Source organism: Burkholderia alba (assembly GCF_034721475.1).
Lineage (GTDB): Bacteria > Pseudomonadota > Gammaproteobacteria > Burkholderiales > Burkholderiaceae > Burkholderia > Burkholderia alba.
Window position 1 is genome coordinate 140,570 of the sequence record NZ_JAWJWL010000015.1, and the last position, 15,773, is coordinate 156,342.

Annotated in this window: 16 protein-coding genes and 1 pseudogene; 10 read left to right on the forward strand and 7 right to left on the reverse strand. The window is 66.6% G+C overall.

Annotated features, from left to right (window positions below; translation table 11 throughout):
- The gene (locus RZR99_RS18580; protein WP_407655475.1) at window positions 1-516 is read right to left on the reverse strand and encodes a GNAT family N-acetyltransferase; all 516 of its coding nucleotides are present in this window, start codon (window positions 514-516) and stop codon (window positions 1-3) included.
- Between the two features lie 169 nt (window positions 517-685).
- Here RZR99_RS18580 and RZR99_RS18585 point away from each other — a divergent pair, with 169 nt between their 5' ends.
- Window positions 686-1,297, forward strand: coding sequence for a LysE family translocator (locus RZR99_RS18585; protein ID WP_323121234.1), 612 nt, complete (start codon window positions 686-688; stop codon window positions 1,295-1,297).
- Between the two features lie 100 nt (window positions 1,298-1,397).
- Here the strand turns inward: RZR99_RS18585 and RZR99_RS18590 are convergent, their stop codons facing one another.
- Entirely contained in the window at window positions 1,398-1,961 is a 564-nt protein-coding gene (locus tag RZR99_RS18590; RefSeq protein ID WP_323121235.1) for a histidine phosphatase family protein, read from the reverse strand.
- Window positions 1,962-2,198: 237 nt separating this feature from the next.
- On the opposite strand from RZR99_RS18590, the gene RZR99_RS18595 reads away from it, so the two are divergent.
- Both RZR99_RS18595 and RZR99_RS18600 read left to right on the forward strand, forming a co-directional pair.
- On the forward strand, window positions 2,199-2,411 hold the full coding sequence (locus RZR99_RS18595; protein WP_323121236.1) for a CbtB domain-containing protein: 213 nt from the start codon (window positions 2,199-2,201) through the stop codon (window positions 2,409-2,411).
- Between the two features lie 13 nt (window positions 2,412-2,424).
- Window positions 2,425-3,165 (forward strand): CbtA family protein, encoded by a 741-nt coding sequence (locus tag RZR99_RS18600; RefSeq protein WP_323121237.1) that lies wholly within the window; start codon window positions 2,425-2,427, stop codon window positions 3,163-3,165.
- A 300-nt stretch (window positions 3,166-3,465) separates the two neighbouring features.
- On the opposite strand, the gene RZR99_RS18605 is transcribed toward RZR99_RS18600, so the two are convergent.
- Window positions 3,466-4,011: a hemerythrin domain-containing protein gene (locus RZR99_RS18605; RefSeq protein WP_323121238.1), complete on the reverse strand. Its 546-nt coding sequence runs from the start codon at window positions 4,009-4,011 to the stop codon at window positions 3,466-3,468.
- Between the two features lie 680 nt (window positions 4,012-4,691).
- Here RZR99_RS18605 and RZR99_RS18610 point away from each other — a divergent pair.
- The 6 genes from RZR99_RS18610 to RZR99_RS18635 all read left to right on the forward strand — a co-directional run bounded on the left by RZR99_RS18610 (window position 4,692) and on the right by RZR99_RS18635 (window position 12,078).
- Complete coding sequence (locus tag RZR99_RS18610; protein ID WP_323121239.1) at window positions 4,692-6,989, forward strand: hypothetical protein; 2,298 nt, start codon at window positions 4,692-4,694, stop codon at window positions 6,987-6,989.
- Window positions 6,990-7,083: 94 nt separating this feature from the next.
- Entirely contained in the window at window positions 7,084-8,775 is a 1,692-nt protein-coding gene (locus tag RZR99_RS18615) for a hypothetical protein (RefSeq protein WP_323121240.1), read from the forward strand.
- 10 nt (window positions 8,776-8,785) lie between these two features.
- Window positions 8,786-9,751, forward strand: a complete 966-nt coding sequence (locus RZR99_RS18620; RefSeq protein ID WP_323121241.1) for a hypothetical protein — start codon at window positions 8,786-8,788, stop codon at window positions 9,749-9,751.
- Entirely contained in the window at window positions 9,748-10,671 is a 924-nt protein-coding gene (locus tag RZR99_RS18625) for a hypothetical protein (protein ID WP_323121242.1), read from the forward strand. The genes RZR99_RS18620 and RZR99_RS18625 overlap by 4 nt, the downstream gene beginning before the upstream one ends.
- A 163-nt stretch (window positions 10,672-10,834) precedes the next feature.
- Window positions 10,835-11,569 (forward strand): TetR/AcrR family transcriptional regulator, encoded by a 735-nt coding sequence (locus tag RZR99_RS18630; RefSeq protein ID WP_323121243.1) that lies wholly within the window; start codon window positions 10,835-10,837, stop codon window positions 11,567-11,569.
- Between the two features lie 107 nt (window positions 11,570-11,676).
- Window positions 11,677-12,078, forward strand: a complete 402-nt coding sequence (locus RZR99_RS18635) for a VOC family protein (RefSeq protein ID WP_323121244.1) — start codon at window positions 11,677-11,679, stop codon at window positions 12,076-12,078.
- A 4-nt stretch (window positions 12,079-12,082) separates the two neighbouring features.
- Here RZR99_RS18635 and RZR99_RS18640 read toward each other — a convergent pair whose 3' ends face one another.
- Entirely contained in the window at window positions 12,083-12,310 is a 228-nt protein-coding gene (locus tag RZR99_RS18640) for a LysR substrate-binding domain-containing protein (protein WP_323121245.1), read from the reverse strand.
- Window positions 12,311-12,340: 30 nt separating this feature from the next.
- Here RZR99_RS18640 and RZR99_RS18645 point away from each other — a divergent pair.
- Window positions 12,341-12,508, forward strand: a pseudogene (locus RZR99_RS18645) (alkene reductase); the annotation flags it as partial.
- Between the two features lie 411 nt (window positions 12,509-12,919).
- On the opposite strand, the gene RZR99_RS18650 reads toward RZR99_RS18645, so the two are convergent.
- From RZR99_RS18650 to RZR99_RS18660, 3 genes are all read right to left on the reverse strand, one after another.
- The gene (locus RZR99_RS18650) at window positions 12,920-14,122 is read right to left on the reverse strand and encodes a porin (protein WP_323121246.1); all 1,203 of its coding nucleotides are present in this window, start codon (window positions 14,120-14,122) and stop codon (window positions 12,920-12,922) included.
- 133 nt (window positions 14,123-14,255) lie between these two features.
- Window positions 14,256-15,194, reverse strand: coding sequence for a helix-turn-helix domain-containing protein (locus RZR99_RS18655; RefSeq protein ID WP_323121247.1), 939 nt, complete (start codon window positions 15,192-15,194; stop codon window positions 14,256-14,258).
- Between the two features lie 37 nt (window positions 15,195-15,231).
- The coding region (locus RZR99_RS18660; protein WP_407655472.1) for a DUF3156 family protein at window positions 15,232-15,773 on the reverse strand (542 nt) is incomplete at its 5' end.

Below are 15,773 nucleotides of genomic sequence, written 5' to 3' on the forward strand. Positions count from 1 at the left end.
TCAGCGGCCGCCGGCGTGGACGGCGGGCGTGCCGTCCACGCCGCGATCGAGCGCGCGGCTCATGAACACGCGCTGCGTTTCATCGAGCCCGCGCTCGACGTGCATCGCGCGCACCCCGGCGAGCACTGGGTCGAGCGCGTCGCCGCCGAGGTCGGCGAACCCGAGCCGGCGGTAATACGGCGCATTCCACGGCGCCTGCCGGAACGTCGACAGAACGATCTGCGTCGCGCCCGCCGCGCGGCCGCGCGCGGCGACCGCCTCGATCAGCGCCGCGCCGATGCGCTGCCCGGCGCACGCCGGCGATACGTCCACTTCTTCCAGATACAGCCGCTGCGCGTCGAGCATCCGGTAGATCGCGAAGCCCGCGATCGCGCCGGCCGTGTCGACGGCCACGAGCGCCCGGCCGGCGACGACGCGTTCGAGCAGATCGTCGAGCGCGGTCGGCGGACTCGACGCAATGTGCGTCATGCCGATTTCATTGAAACGCAACGCGGCGGCGGCCTCGACGGCGGCCATCGCGGCGGCTTCGTCGGCGCGCGCCGCGCGGATCTGGACGGCGGCCTGCGGAGAGGCGGAAAGGGATGTGTTCACGGAGAAGGCCTGCCACGTCGAAAGGGACCGCCAGCACTATAATCAATTCCTCGCGGAAATTTCATTTCGCTTGCACCCGCATTCAGGAGCTCCCATGTCGTTCTCCGCGCTTGCCGTCTTCTCCCTCGCCCTGCTGGTCGCCGCGGGCACGCCCGGTCCGAGCGTCGCCGCGCTGGTCGCGCGCGTGCTCACCAACGGGCTGCGCGACGTGCTGCCGTTCCTCGCCGCGATGTGGCTCGGCGAGATCGTGTGGCTCGCCTGCGCGGTCGGCGGCCTCGCCGTCGTCGCGCACACCTTCGGCACCTTCTTCATCGTGCTCAAGTTCGCGGGCGCCGGTTACCTGCTGTATCTCGCGTGGAAGATGTGGCGCGCGCCGGCCGAGGCGCCGAGCGCGTCGCTGCCGAGCGCCCGTTCGCCGTGGCGGATGTTTACCGCCGGACTGCTGGTGACCTTCGGCAACCCGAAAATCATGGTGTTCTATCTCGCGCTGCTGCCGACGCTGATCGATCTGAACCGCATCGGCACCGTCGCGTGGCTCGAACTCACCGCCACGATGCTCGTCGTGCTGGTCGCGATCGATTTCAGCTGGGCGTTCCTCGCGGTGCGGGCGCGCCGCCTGCTGACGAGCCGCAAGGCGATGCAGATCGCCAACCGCGCGAGCGCGAGCGCAATGGCCGGCGCGGCGGTCGCGATCGCCACCCGCTAGCGCGGGCACCCCGGCCCGCGAATCCGCGCAAGCCCGGCACCCGTCGGGATAGACCCGGCACATCGGGCGACATGGCTCGCCGCATCGACAACGCGCGCCGTCAGAGCCGAGCCGGCCACCATGTCCACCCGCGCGCCGATCGCCGCAACTCGAGCACCGAGAGCGGCGCGATTTCGATCCGTGCGAACGACGAGGATGGCGCATTCAGCGCGTGAACGACCGCCGCGCGCATGACGGCGGCATGCGTGAGCGCCACGATATCGCCCGCGTCGTCCAGCTGTTCGAGCCAACCGCCGACTCGGGCGCGAACCTGCTCGAACGACTCTCCGCGAGGCGGCGCCGCATGCGGATCGCGGCTCCACGCCTCCACTTCGGAGCGAGCGTCGCCCGCCACGTCCGCCAGCCGCCGCCCGCGCCACTCGCCGTAGTCCGCATCGGCGAGTTCGCTCGCGATGCGCACCGCGAAGCCGAGCGCACGTGCCGTGTCGAGCGCGGCGGCGGCCGGGCTGCAGAACACCGGCGCATCGGCGCCGATCGACATCCGGTGCGGCCACGCCCCGGCATCCGCCGCGCCGCGCGCGTCGAGCGCGTCGTCCGCCGGGAACCGGCCCTCGCGCATCGCGGGCGTCGCCGCATGGCTGATGAGCATCAATCGAGTACGCATCCCGTTTCCTGTCGGTAAGCGCCGTGCCGCCTCGCGGCGCGGATCCGTGTGTATTTTGCCTTTGCCCCGGTATCCGGCGCGTAGAATACGGCTGCTCGAAGCGCGGAAGCCGGTGCAATCCCGGCGCGGTCGCGCCACTGTAAATCGGTTCGCCACGATCCGAAAGCCAGACCTGCGCTTCTTGCCATCCTTTCCCAATCGACTATCGGGGCGCGCAACCCCTGGAGCAAGTCCATCATGACCGACGCCGTATTCAATCCGGCCGCCGCCGAGCCGGCCGCCATTCCGCTTCGCGAACTGCTGCCGTGGGTCGTCTTCGGCGGCCTGATCCTGCTGCTCGCCATCTACTTCGTCGGCGCGGAAGAAGGCGCGACATCGCTGATTCCCGGCATGTACGTGCACGAATTCGTGCACGACGGCCGCCACCTCCTCGGTTTCCCCTGCCACTGACGCGGAGCTGAACATGGTCGGCAAATTGTTGGTGCGCGGCATGCTCGCGGGCATCGCCGCGGGACTTCTCACGTTCGGCTTCGCCAAGGTGGCGGGCGAACCCCAGGTGGACCAGGCGATCTCGTTCGAGGAAAAGGCCGATGCGGCCAAGGGCGAAGCGCCCGAGCCGGAGATCGTGAGCCGGCACACGCAGGCGGGCGTGGGCCTTCTGACCGGCGTGGTGACGTTCGGCGCCGCTGTCGGCGGCCTGTTCGCGCTGACGTTCGCCTACGCATTCGGCCGGGTGAACAAGCTCGGCGCGCGGCCGTTGTCCGCCTGGCTCGCGCTCGCCGCCTTCGTCACGCTCGTGATCGTGCCGAACATCAAGTACCCCGCCAATCCACCGTCGGTCGGCGACCCCGAAACGATCGGCATGAGAACCGGACTGTTCTTTCTGATGATCGCGATTTCGATCGCCGCCATGGTGTTCTCGCTCAAGGTACGCAAGCACGCCATCGCGCGCTTCGGTCAATGGAACGCGTCGATCGTCGCGGGCATCGTGTTCGTTGCGATCATCGCCGCCGTGCAGGCGGGCCTGCCGGTGATCAACGAAGTGCCCGCGGCATTTCCGGCCGTGCTGCTGTGGAAATTCCGGGTCGCCGCGATCGGCATGCAGGTGATCATGTGGACCACGATCGGCCTGCTGTTCGGCGCGCTCGCCGAGCGTTGCCAGCGCGCGGCGGCGTCGGGGCGGATCGTTGGCAAGTCCGCGTGATGCCGAAGCGGCGCGCGCACTGAGCGGTTGCGCCGCCGCAGCGGAATGCCTCGCCGGCCTTCGCGGCTCTCCGCGAAGGCCGCGCCTGTCGCGAGCGTGCGGCTCGTGTCGTCGAGGTCATGCGGCACCGCTTCGGGCGGTTATGCTGCCGGCGCAACACGATGCGCATCGCACCGGCTTCACGGCCCGGACATGCGCGACAATCCCGCATCCGCGCCGGGACGTGTCGCGTTCGGTTTCCCGAGCGCGTCGCGAACCGACGCCGGCACCCGCGACGTACGTTGCCAAGCGCCTCGCCGCTCATATCCGTTCGAGCGCCGGGTACAGTTCGGCGTTCTCTTTCTGGATCCGATCGTGAAGCGCCTTGAACACGAGGTTCGCGTCGGCCTTGAAGCCGTCGACATCGTCGGCGATCTGCCTGGCTGACAGCCATTTCCCCGCGAATTTCGTATAGGCGGCGGCCAATCCATCCATCTCCGCTTGGTACCGGTTTCCCAATGCCACCTGGGCGGGATCGTGGGATTTGCGCAGCGCCGGATACAGGACGCTGTCCTCGACCGACAGATGCAGTTTGATGGTGGCGCTCATCGAGACGAGTTTCGCGGCGATCTGCGCGGCGTGATCGGCCACTCCCGTCTTCACCAGATTGCGCAGTTCGGCCACGGCTTCCATGATCTCGAGGTGCTGATGCTTGAACTTGTCGATATTCATGCCTTTGTCTCCTCGTCCAGCGCTGCGTGGGGAATGCATGCCTGGGTACGGCGGAACAAGCCCGGGCCGGGCGACGGGCGCGCGACGGCGGCGTTCCGGCGGCGAATGCGCGACACCGGACACGGCGGAAAGCACTGCCCGCGCACCGGGCATTCCGCGGGCGGCGCAACATTCACCGGACCGGCCGCGCTGCTTGCGTCGCGCCTCGCTCCAATCCTGTCCGGCAATCGTGTATGACGGCCGTTTTTCCGAAAAACTTTAGGGTCCGTTTTCATTCGATGAAATGCGTTTTATTGAGAATGTCGCTCAAAGCGCTGGCAGATCATCCATCGTCGCGTCCCTTACAACCCGTTGCGGCGACCGGTTGAATTCGCCCTGCAACGTTCTGTTCGCCATGCTGCGCGACCGCGCCATTGACCATCCCGAATCAGCCACTCACGCTTGGCAAAGCACATCTCCCACGCTGGCCCTCATCACCCCACCTACCATTTCTGGTCGTTGCCGAGATTCACAAATTTACAAATGATGATGTCGTCGCACACACGGCCGCATCAACAATGATCGACGGTGCCCACAAAAATGTGAGCACTCGGTCGAGTGTTCCGGCATGGCGCGCCCTAACGAAATAGAACACGAGAGAGACCACGCGGATTGTCGATGCGCCCGAATAGAACGCATTTCCGTTCCGCGACACCAGTCGGCATGCGACACAAGCGCGCCGGCGTACTGTCGACGCCCGCGCGCAACCTTGGGTATCTCTTCCGTTCACAGCATGGCGCTCACACTACGTCGCAGCACGCTACGGGAGAAGGCATATGTTGGACATCGCTACTTCGGATACCTTACGTTATGATTTTGGCGGCCGGGCATACACGATTCAGATCTATCGGGACAACCAGGACAACAAGAAGTACTACATCGTTCCTCAACCGCAATTCGCGGTCGCCGCAAACGGCCTGCCGGAATTCTCGCTGCGCCAGTTCAAGAATTCCAATTCCGTGTCCGGGCAATGCAATTTCCAGACCGTGCTGCAAACGCCGCCCGGTTCCATCGAAGCAGTGCGGAACAAGTTCGGCCAGGACATCCGCATCGGCGGCTGGGACTGGACGAGCGGCATGACATGGTTCAACTATCAGTATCCCGACGAAAAAGGGCAGTTGAGCAGCCACTCGGCACTAGCGTGGCCCTCGCTCGCGCCGACGACCAGCGATATCGGCCAGGCCAGCGCGCTTGCCTCGTTCTCGATCTCGCTGCCTGACCAGGGGGCCGTCTCCGCCTTCATCACCGCCTTCGGCCCGTCGGGCAGCGGCGGCGGCACCTACGAACTCCAGTACCAGATGCATGTACCGGGAACGCTGCCGGGCGTATCCGTCACGGTCGGGTTCAACTCGACCACCGCCTTCGATTACGAGCAGAAGGTTCACATCGACCGGAATGTCTGGGGCTCCGAAACCGGCCGCACCGTCCAGGTCCAGCAGTACCTGAGCCAGTCGCAGGCCGGTTCGATCGATTACGTCTGGGGCAAGATCGATCCTCTGTCGCCGCAAGGCCAGGTGGTCACCAACTGGGCGAATCAGACACTGCAGAATGCGGTCACCAACGCGGTCAACTCGGCGATCGCGATGATGCAGTCGAACCATCCGTCGGGCGATGACTACACGTTCAGCATGAGCCAGGTCAGCTCGTTCTCCTACACCTACTCGCAGAACCAGGTGGTCGACTGGATCGCCACGTCGTCGGTGCTGCTGCAACCCTTCTCGAAAGAGCTGTGGGCGCAGCTCTATCAGACTGTCGACTACACCCCGTTGACCGTCACCTTCTACCTTAAAGACATCGAACAGACTGCCGCCCACATCTCATCGGTGCAGATCACCGTTCAGTCACCGTCGGGCAACGATACCAAGACCCTGAACAAGGATGTCACGAGCTGGCCCTTCAGCCGCCCCGCAGTCACCAACCCGGACGGCACGCCCAACCTGAATTACTCGTACCAGTACCTGGTCTCCTACACGAATGGCACGTCGTACCAGTCGGGCGTCATCCTGGGCAATGCCGGCAACGAGGGCGGCGCGACCGTGACGCTCACTGCGGGCTCGCTCGCCGCGCTTGCCGTCACGTTCCAGACCAGCGGCGTCGACTACGGGACCAAGCCGCAATCGGTGCGCCAGGTGGAGGTCGACTTCGTGTTCGTCAACACCAATGCGCCGCCCGGACTGCCGGCAGAGAACAAGACGCTGAGCTACGTGTTCTACTCGAACGATGAGAAATGGAACGTGGCGTTCCTGACCGCCCTCCCCTACACGACCTTCTACCAGTATTCGGTCCGCTACGTGATGGGCGACAACTCGCAGGTCGTCACCGCCCCCGAGTTGAGCAACGATGGAACGGTGTGGATCTACCCGAGCCTGGTCGAGCAAGAGGTGCGCCTGAACCCGCGCTGGATCGCCGAGATGGAAAACGTCGTCGTGTCGGCGTACTACGTCGATCCGAACAACCGCGTGTCGGTGCCGGGCAAGAGCTGGCAGATCGAGAAGAAGGGCGATAAGATCAGCCCCTGGACGTTCCTGGCGCCGGACAACCCGAATGCCTATTGCAATGTAACGTTGGCGGAATTCGACTACAAAGGCCGGATCGTCACCTATCCGACGCCGTGGTACGTGCCGCAACGGCAACCGCTCAACCTCAGCGCCATACAGACGCCGGTCATGGTGACGATCGATCCGTCACTGATCCAATGGAATCTGTACAGCACGGTGACGCTCGACATCTATCTGCTCGATCAGGCCGGCAACCAGAAGAGCCTGCATTCCTTCCAGTTCACCAAGGGCATGGGCAAGCAGTTCTATTCGTTCATGCTGGACGGCCAGGATCCCACCCTGACCTGGTACTACACGGGCGCGTATTTCCCGCTGGAGAGCCAGCAAGTCAACATCCCGCAGACGAAGATGACCTCGCACCTGCTGGTGTTGCCGAGAACGTGGAGCAGCAAGCAGCTGCTGGCCAACGAACTGCCTTACGTCGACGCGGAAAAACACGCGCATGCGCTTGAAGTCGCGCACCAGCGCCTGTTCGCCGGCGTCAATCTGGCTGACGAGACGGCCAACGCGAAGTAACGCGAGCCGCCGCCCGGTCCTTGCCGGGCGGCGGCCTCATCGACGGGAAGCGGCGCTGCCGCTTCCCGTCTCCGCCCACTGTTCCGGAACCCCCATGACGACTTCTACCTACCGTATCGTCGGCCGCGGCCTGGACGGCGCGGCGCCGTCGCTCAGCCTGATCGTGCTGAATCTCACTTACCTCGACCCGGATCAGGCGTACTGCGCGAGCCACTGGTGCGCACTCACCGCCGCGCAACCCACCGACACCTGGCAGTTCGATGCGCCGGCGGGTTCATCCGGCGTGGTCCTCTATCGCGGAGAGCAGTTCTCGCTCACGGGTGAACCCACGCCCATTCCGCTCGAGGTCGCGCAAGACACGACGATCGACGTCGGCGCCGACGTTCAGCCCAGCCTCGCCATCACGGTCACGCCCGTACTGATCGACTGGAGCCGGGTGGCACGCGTCGACGGCACCATCGGCGATCAGCCGTTCAGCTTCACCGCCGAGCAAGCCGACGCACGCTGGTTCGCCGTTCAGAACGGCTCGTACACCTGGAGCGCCACCTACACGCTCACGGACGACACGTTCTGGACGCAGAGCGGAACCGCCTTCTCGCCGCTGCTGGTGCTGGCCGCGCTGCCCCCGGTCGAGACGGTGACCTTCACGCCGGTGGAGGACGACTTCGAGACGCTGCCGGTCGCGACGATCGCGCTGACGGTCCTCAATCCCGGCGGCCTTCCGCGCCAGACCCTGTTCGATCCGGCTCACACCGGCCCGTGGTCGACCCGCATCTTCCAGACCCCAACCTCCCTGGTCACCTGGCAAGCCGACTGCCGCTACCGCTACATCGTCAGCTACAAGCCGAGCGCGGGCTTGCTGCCGTTCGACTCCGGCGAGATCGACGGCAAGGACTCAACCTCGTTCACGCTTGACGAGGTCGGCATGCGTGAATTCGTCGCGGACAAGATGCCCGCCGTCATTACGCGCATCACCGCGCACTATGAATCAGCGAGCGAGAAAAAGACCTGCGCGCTCACCGCCGGCGGACCGCCCACGCGCCTCGTCGCCGGCCAGCAGTACACCGCGGGGTCGTTCTCGTATTGGCTGGAGTACACGCTTGCCGGTGCATCGCCCGATTCGACCGGACGGGAACAGGGCTCCGTCATCCTGTCCGGTCCGACACCCGCGCCCGCCGCGGTCCGGGCGCGCTCGCCGCTGAGCGAGAAAACGTTCACGCTCACCGCGCAGCAGCTCGGCGCGGACGACGAAGTCCAGGTGGCGATCGACACGACCGAAACAGGCAACCTGGGCATTCCGCAGCGGAAATGGACGGTCACCAGCATAGTTTCCGGCAATCACACGCTCACCCGCGCCCATCCGTCGATCTCGTATCGATACTGGGCGGTCGACGCGGACGCCGCCGCCACGCACTTCATGGGCACGCGGATCATCCACGACAGGGAAGTTCCGTTCGATGTTTCCAGCGCCGACGCCAGCGTCAGCATCACGCCCACGACCGTGCCCGCCGCGGTCAGGATCGATCCGTCGCTGGTCGACTGGCGCGAAAACGATCACGTGGATGTGACGCTCACCTTCACCGCCAGTTCGGCGAGCGACCCGCACCCTGTCACGTTCACGAATGCGAGCGGCTACGGGTATGCGGGCACGATGTCGGTCGATGACATCGCACCAATCTACAGCTACGTCGCACGTTACACCCTGCGGGACGGAACCACGCGCATCGCCTCCGCCGATCATCAGTCCGGTACGGTGCTGGTTCTGCCGATACGCGGCTCGGCATAGGGCTGACGCGATGTCCTGGCACCCCGCACTGGCGCGCGCGCTGCGCGTCGCCCAGGCCTGCCACGGAGACGACGTGGAACAGGCCGGGACCCAGCTGCAATGCATGCTCGAACAGCGCATGCGCGACAACGACTATACGGGCAGCCGGCTCAGCATGAACGGCTTTCCCGTGGAAATCGCGTTCTCGACCGCCGACCGCGCGCTGCGCTATACCGTCGACCCGGCCTTGCCCGGCGCCGCGGCCGACGAGCGTGTCGAGATCGCGCTCGAACGGCTCGCGGCGCTCGGCGCGGCCCCCGTTCCGGCCGACACCCTCGACGCCGTCCGGCGGCTCCAGCAGGGTCATGCGCTGCGCTTCGGCGCCTATCTCGGCGGCCGTCACCGCGCGGGCCGGCATCGCGTCAAGCTGTACTTCGAGGTGCCGGAAGCGGCGGCCGCCGACGCCGAAACGTTCGCCGCCGGGGTGATCGGGCGGCCGAGGTCGCTGCCGGACAAGGCCCAGCACATCGAAATGATCGGGGTAGACCCCGAGGCCGGCCGCACGGAGTTCTACTCCCGGATCCGCGGCCTGATCGCGCCCGACCTGATCGCGCTGCTCGCCCGCGTGAATCTCGGCTCGCGCTATCGCGACCTGCTCGACCTGCTGAGCGAGTGCTGCATCGTGCCGATCTGGCGCGAACTGCCCGGCGACCTGTATGGCTTCAGCTATTCGGTATCCGCACGCGGCGAGCCGACCGCCTTCACGCTCTATACCCACGCGCGCGCACTGCTCGGCGGCGATAGCCGCGCCCGCGCGCGCATCCTGGACCTGGGACGCCGCCACGACTGGGACCTTCGCTATTACACGGCGCTGACCGAACCGCTCGACCAGCTTGACGATCCGGTCACGCATCACACCATGTTCGGCATTACCGTACACACCGACGCTGTGCCAAGCGCGACATTCGGCGTCGCGCCGCCCTTGGAGCATGCTTGAGCACCCAACCCGCCCCCCTCGATTCCGCACTCGACGCAGTGCTCGCCGAACAGATGCCGAGTGGTGCGTTCGTCTCGTTCGTTGCGTTGCCGAACGGCCCCGTCGCGGACGAGAACGGCTTCGTGACCGCGCTCGTCATCCATGAACTGTCGAGACTGCCCGCCACGCCGGCGCTGGATGCGGCGCGCGCACGCGCGCTCGACTTCCTCGCGCGCTGCGAGCGGCCGGACCGGCGCGGCGCATTCGCGTTCTATCCGCTCGACGGCCAGCCGGACTGGATGCCGATCCCGCTGCTTCCCGACGCCGACGACACCGCGCTCATGACGCTCGCGCTGGTCGACGGCGGCCGCTGGCCGGCGGCGCGGCTGACGCAGGCGGCGCGCCAGGTGCTCGAACCGTTCCGCCTGCGCTGGCTCGCCGGCAACCCGAGGCCGTGGTATCGCGAAGGCGTGTACCAGACCTGGATCGACGAGCTGTGCTTTCCGAACCCTGTCGATCTGTGCGTCAACATCAACATCGCCAGCCTGCTGCACCGCTCCGGCCTGGATCATGAGTCGGGCCTGACAGCCATCGTCGACATGACGCTCGCCGCTTTCGCGTGGGCGGGCGATTCTCCGCAGCGGGCGTTCCTGCTGACGCCCTACTACCCTCATCCGGCCGAACTCGCGCACGCGGTCGAGCGCGCGATCGATCACGGCGTAACCGGCTTGCTGCCGTGCCGCCGCCCCCTGCGCACGCTCCTCGGCCCGCCCGACGACTGGCCGCGCGACCCGCCCGTCTGCGGGTCCGACGACGGCCGGATCGTCTGGCGCGCGCCCGCGCTACAACAAGCGCGCCGGCTCCGGCGCGCGGCGGCGCGGGAAGCCGATTCGATTCGATCCCCCGTCACCTCGCCGCGCACCGCCCGATCGGCGCAATGACCTCGCCGCGCCGGCTCGAATCATCTTGGCCGGCTCGTGCAAAGGGCACGATGTCAACACATTTCATCGAATGTACACAGACCGCTAGGCAGCGGACTTCAATCAGGTTTTATGGCAAGCTTGCCCCGGCGCCGCCTTCCGCCACTTCGTCCCATCATTGCGCATGCCCCGTCAAACCGCTCCTTCGCCGCTGAAACCCCGCCGCGCGCCCAGCCAGCCGCGCTCCGAACGCATGGTCGCCACGCTGCTCGAAGCAGCGGCCCAGGTGCTCGAAACGAAAGGCCTGGAGGGCTTCAATACCAACGCGGTCGCGGAGCGGGCCGGCGTCAGCGTCGGCTCGCTGTACCAGTACTTTCCGGGCAAGGACGCGTTGACCATCGCGCTGATGCAGCGTGAAAGCGAGCGATTCCACCGGGACGCGCAGGCCGCGCTCGACCAGCCCGGCGGACCCGCCGCGCTCGATTACCTGATCGAGGTCTCCGTGCGGCAGCAATTCGCGCGGCCGACGCTCGCGCGGCTGCTCGACGTCGAGGAAAGCCGGCCGCCATTCCGCGATGCGCTGCCGGGCACCGGATCGATGCGCGCGCTGCTGATCCAGGTCGTCGAACGCGACGGCTTGCCGCCGCAACCGGACAGCGCCGTCGCCGCGCAGGATCTGCTGGCGATGGTCCGCGGACTGGTCGACGCCGCCGGCGATCGCCGGGAGCCGGACACGAGCGGACTCACGCGCCGCGTGAAGGCCGCCGTGCTGGGCTACCTGACGATGATGTCGGCGCAAGGCGCCGCCTCGAAGGACGCGCCGCCCGCCGACAAGCCGCCGAAACCAGCACCCAAACGCGAGCAACCCGCCGGCCAAGCCGCACCGCGCACGCCGAAACGCCCGCCGACACGGACCTGAGCGCCGAACGCCGCGACGCGCGGCGACGCGAGTATTGAACGCGAGCTTTTACTCGTAACATGCTCCGTATGGAACGCAATACGCGGACCGCAAAAACGGAGATCGACATGACCGGCATCGTCCCCATGAAGCTCAACCATCTGAGCTTCCCCTCAACCGACGTGAGCGCCACCGCCACGTTCTTCGAACGATATCTCGGCTGCACCGTCGCCATGCGAGGCGCGCACTGGGTTCTGAAGCGTCCCGGCTTCGACATCGTGATCGACGATGCGGGCGACCATCCGGTCGAATGGCCGCACAACTTCCACATCGGACTGGAACTGCCGACCCTCGACGACGTTCGCGCGCTGCACGGCCGGATGGCGGCAGCGGGCGTCTCGATGAAGACCGATGTGTTCAAGCATGAACGCGGTTCGCGATTCTTCTGCGAAGTGCCGGGCGGCGTCCTGGTCGAGATCAATACGCGCTCGGACGCCGATGCGCCGTATCGCGGCACCTTCGACAACTGAGCGCCTACGCATCGCGCAGCCGCGTCTTCAGGAAATCGATGAACAGCCGTGTCCGCGCCGGCAGCAGCCGGCTTTTAGTGATCGCGTGCACCTGCACCGGCGGCAGACGCCACTCGGGCAGCACGCGCACCCGGCGGCCCGCCGCCACCTCCCGCCGCGCCAGTTCGGTGTCGAGCCCGACGATACCGATGCCCAGCGTCGCCAGTTCGCGGCTCAAGCCGACGCTGTTCATCGCGAAACGAGCGAACGTCGCAACCTCGCGGAAGGTCAGGCCGATGCGGTCGCCTTCGGCGGCCTGTATCTCGCCAATCCCGATCTGGTACGACGCTTCGCGACCGATGCGCCGCTCAATGCGCCGCAGCGCGACACGTTCTATTCGGACGGGCCGAACGGCTATATCAACTATCCGGTGCTCGAGCAGGCGCGGTGAGTCGCGCGCGGCATGGCGCGGCCGCGAAGCCCTCCGGATGACGCCGGCCGGGCCGGCCGGGCCGGTACCGACTGGTGACTGGTGACTGGTGACTGGTGACTGGTGACGGGTGACTGGTGACGGGTGGCGCCGGCCCCCACCCTTCACCGGCCCCCCACCGACGACGCGACTCGAATCGCATCGGCATGGACCAGGGATCGATCCGGCACGGAGCGTGCCCGAATGCGGCGACGGCACCCGGGCAAGGTTCGACATCCCCGCGGCACGTCGATCGATCCGCTTCCCGAGAACATCCGGGATCGCCGCGTCCGCACTTGCCTCCGCGACTTCAACGATTCCCGCGAACGCCGGACGATACCTTCGGCGCGAACCCGAGCCGCTCGCGCGGCACGATCCGCCCCGGCGCCACGCTCAGAAATCGACCTTTACCCCCGCCATCAACGCCAGTTGCCGATTCGAGTTGCTGTTGTTCAACACCGGTATCTGCGCATAGTTCGCCGGCTCGCCGCTCGCATCGGTACCGAGCCCCTTGCCCGACGCGATCTGTCCGATCGCGACCGCATACAGCGCGGTCCGCTTGGACAGGCTGTAGTTCGCGCCGAGGTTGACCTGATGAAAGCGTGTCGTGCCGCGGCTGTCGGCTTTCGCGTTGTTGAAGATGTACGCGACGCCGCCGCGCAACGCGGGCGTGAACGCATAGGTCGCGTTCAATTCGGCAATGTCGAAAGAAATCGACGCGCCCCGAGGCTGCGCGGTACTCGCGAAGAACTGGCTGTCGCCGAGCCGGGTGTGCGTGTAGGTCAGCGCGACCATCGCGTCGCCCAGCGTGACCGAACCGCCGACGCCGAACGCCTTCATCGACACCGCGTTCTGCAACTGGCAATACATCGCGTCCGGATTGCCGCACGAGAAATCGCCGATATAGCCGTCCGCGCCGCCGAGCGCGGCGTCGAGCGGCTGGCGGAGATTCAGGTAGCCGACGCTCAGCGAGAACGGCGCACGGTTGTAGGCCGCCGCCATCGAATAGCCGCGCTTCGTCGCGAAATTGCCGGCTTGTCCGCCGAGGCTGAAGGTGCCGCCGAAAGTCAGCCCGTGATAATCGGCGCTGGTGAACTTGAGCGCGTTGTTGAAGTTGAACGCGGCGTTCAGATTGTCGACGTCGCCGAGATGCGATCCGTATGGCGTCGACCAGTTGTTGCTCGACACATAGGCACCGAGAAAATCCGTATACGAATCGTATTGCCGCCCCGCGCTCAGCGTGCCGATCGCGTCATTGCGCAGGCCGACCCACGCCTGCCGGCTGAACGCCGTGCCGCCCTGCAGCGCCTGCCCGTTCGCCGACAGGAATTGCTGCTCCAGCGCGAACGCCGCCTTCCAGCCGCCGCCCAGATCCTCGCTGCCCTGCAAGCCGAAACGCGACGGCACCAGATTGCCGCCGCCCATCTGCCATGCGTGGCCGCCGCTCGTCGAGCCGTCGGCATGCGTGGTCTGCTGGTTGGTCGAATAGATGATGCCCGTGTCCACCGTGCCGTACAGCGTCACGCTGCTCTGCGCGTAAGCGGGCGAAACGAGCGCGCCGGCCACCCCGGCGGCGAGAAGTGTTCTGACGTTCATGTCCCATCCCTGTTATGGCCATTGATTTGCACTGCAAATCAATGGCGATGTTTTGAAGCGGTGATGGGACTCTATCCAGCGAAAAAAACCAACCTCTATCCCAAATCGGCAAACGGATCGGACGCCGTGCCGCTCAGACCAGGCGCAACGTTTGCGACGGCAGTTCGCCGAACAGGTCGCGATACTCGCGCGCGAAATAACCGAGATGCGTGAAGCCCCAGCGCGCCGCGGCCTCGCCGACGCACAGCTCGTCCAGCGCCGAGGTCCGCAGCAGACGACGCACCGCGTTGAGCCGGATCGTGCGCAGGTAGGTGACCGGCGTGACGTCGGCCACGCGCTGGAAACTCGTCTGCAGGGTGCGACGGCTGCAACGCAGCGCGCGGCACAGCTCGAGCACCGTCACCGGCTCCTCGGGCCGGTCGCGCAGATACTTTTCGCAACGCCGCACGATGTCGCTGTAGGTGGCGTGCGTGATGTCGTGCCGCTGATTGCCGGCGCCGCCCGCCAGAAAATCGAGAAAGATCCCGAGCATCGCATCGCGGAACATCCGGCGGGTCGCCGCGTATTCGAGCCGCTCCGGATTGCGCTGCGCATCGTCGATATACGACGACAGGCGCGCGCCGAGCGCGACGCCCTGTGCGTCGGTCAGACGCAGCACGTGCCGCAGCCGCCGGGTTTCGCCTCCGCCCAGCTCCGCTTCGCACAGCGCGTCGACCATGTCGGACGCCGCACTGATGCCGACGAGCCGCATGCCCTCCGGCGTGTGGAATTCGAAATCCTCGCCGGCCCGCAGCGCGAGCAGCGCGTAACCGTTGATCTGCTGCCCCTGAAAGGTGCCGACGAGCGGCGCCAGCAACGGCACCGCGAGCGACGTGCGCGACTCGGGCGACATGCCGGTCTGCGCGACGCGCCGGTTGACGGTCTCGCGAAAGAAGTGGAAATCGTCGTACAGAACCTGCGTGACCGTACCGACGAAGCGGCCCGGCGTCATCTGCCGATACACCTGCCGCCAGCCGGCGACCGCGAGTCCGTGATCGTGCGCGTCTTCGAGTGAGCGTGACTGGAACAGCATGAGTGTCTCCGGTGAAATCCCGATACGGCCCGCCCGCCTAGTCGCCCGCGCACTGCGCGAGCAGGACCGCGAAGCCGCCGAACGTCGCTGCCAGCGCATGACGCTGGGCGTCCGTCACGCGAATATAGCGCCGGAACGACGGCATGCGATTCACCACTTCGCTGCCGCCGAACGGCACGACCCGCAGCGTCCAGCGGGTGCCGCGCGCTTCGATCGCACAGTATGTCAGATCGAGTTCCATCAACGCGGCCCGCCACGCGGGACACGCGAGCAGGGCCGCCAGATGCCGGGCAAAGCGCGCGTCGGCGCGCGTGTCGAGCGTCGCCGCGACATCCGTGCGGCGCAGCCAGCCGCGCTGCGCGATCGTCGCCGCGCCGTGCGCTGGCGGTCCCGGCAGGGTGGCAGTCAGCCGGACCTGCACCGTATGCATCAGGAATTGCCGGTCGACCGTTTCCTGCGCGTGCAGCGCCATGCCGCCCGGCAGCCCCATCGCCGCGCGCAGCTCGGCCGCCCCGCTGCCGAGCGGGCCGCTCGCGTCGGCGCGCAGGTCGTGCGCGATCCGGGCGAGCGTCGCGGCCC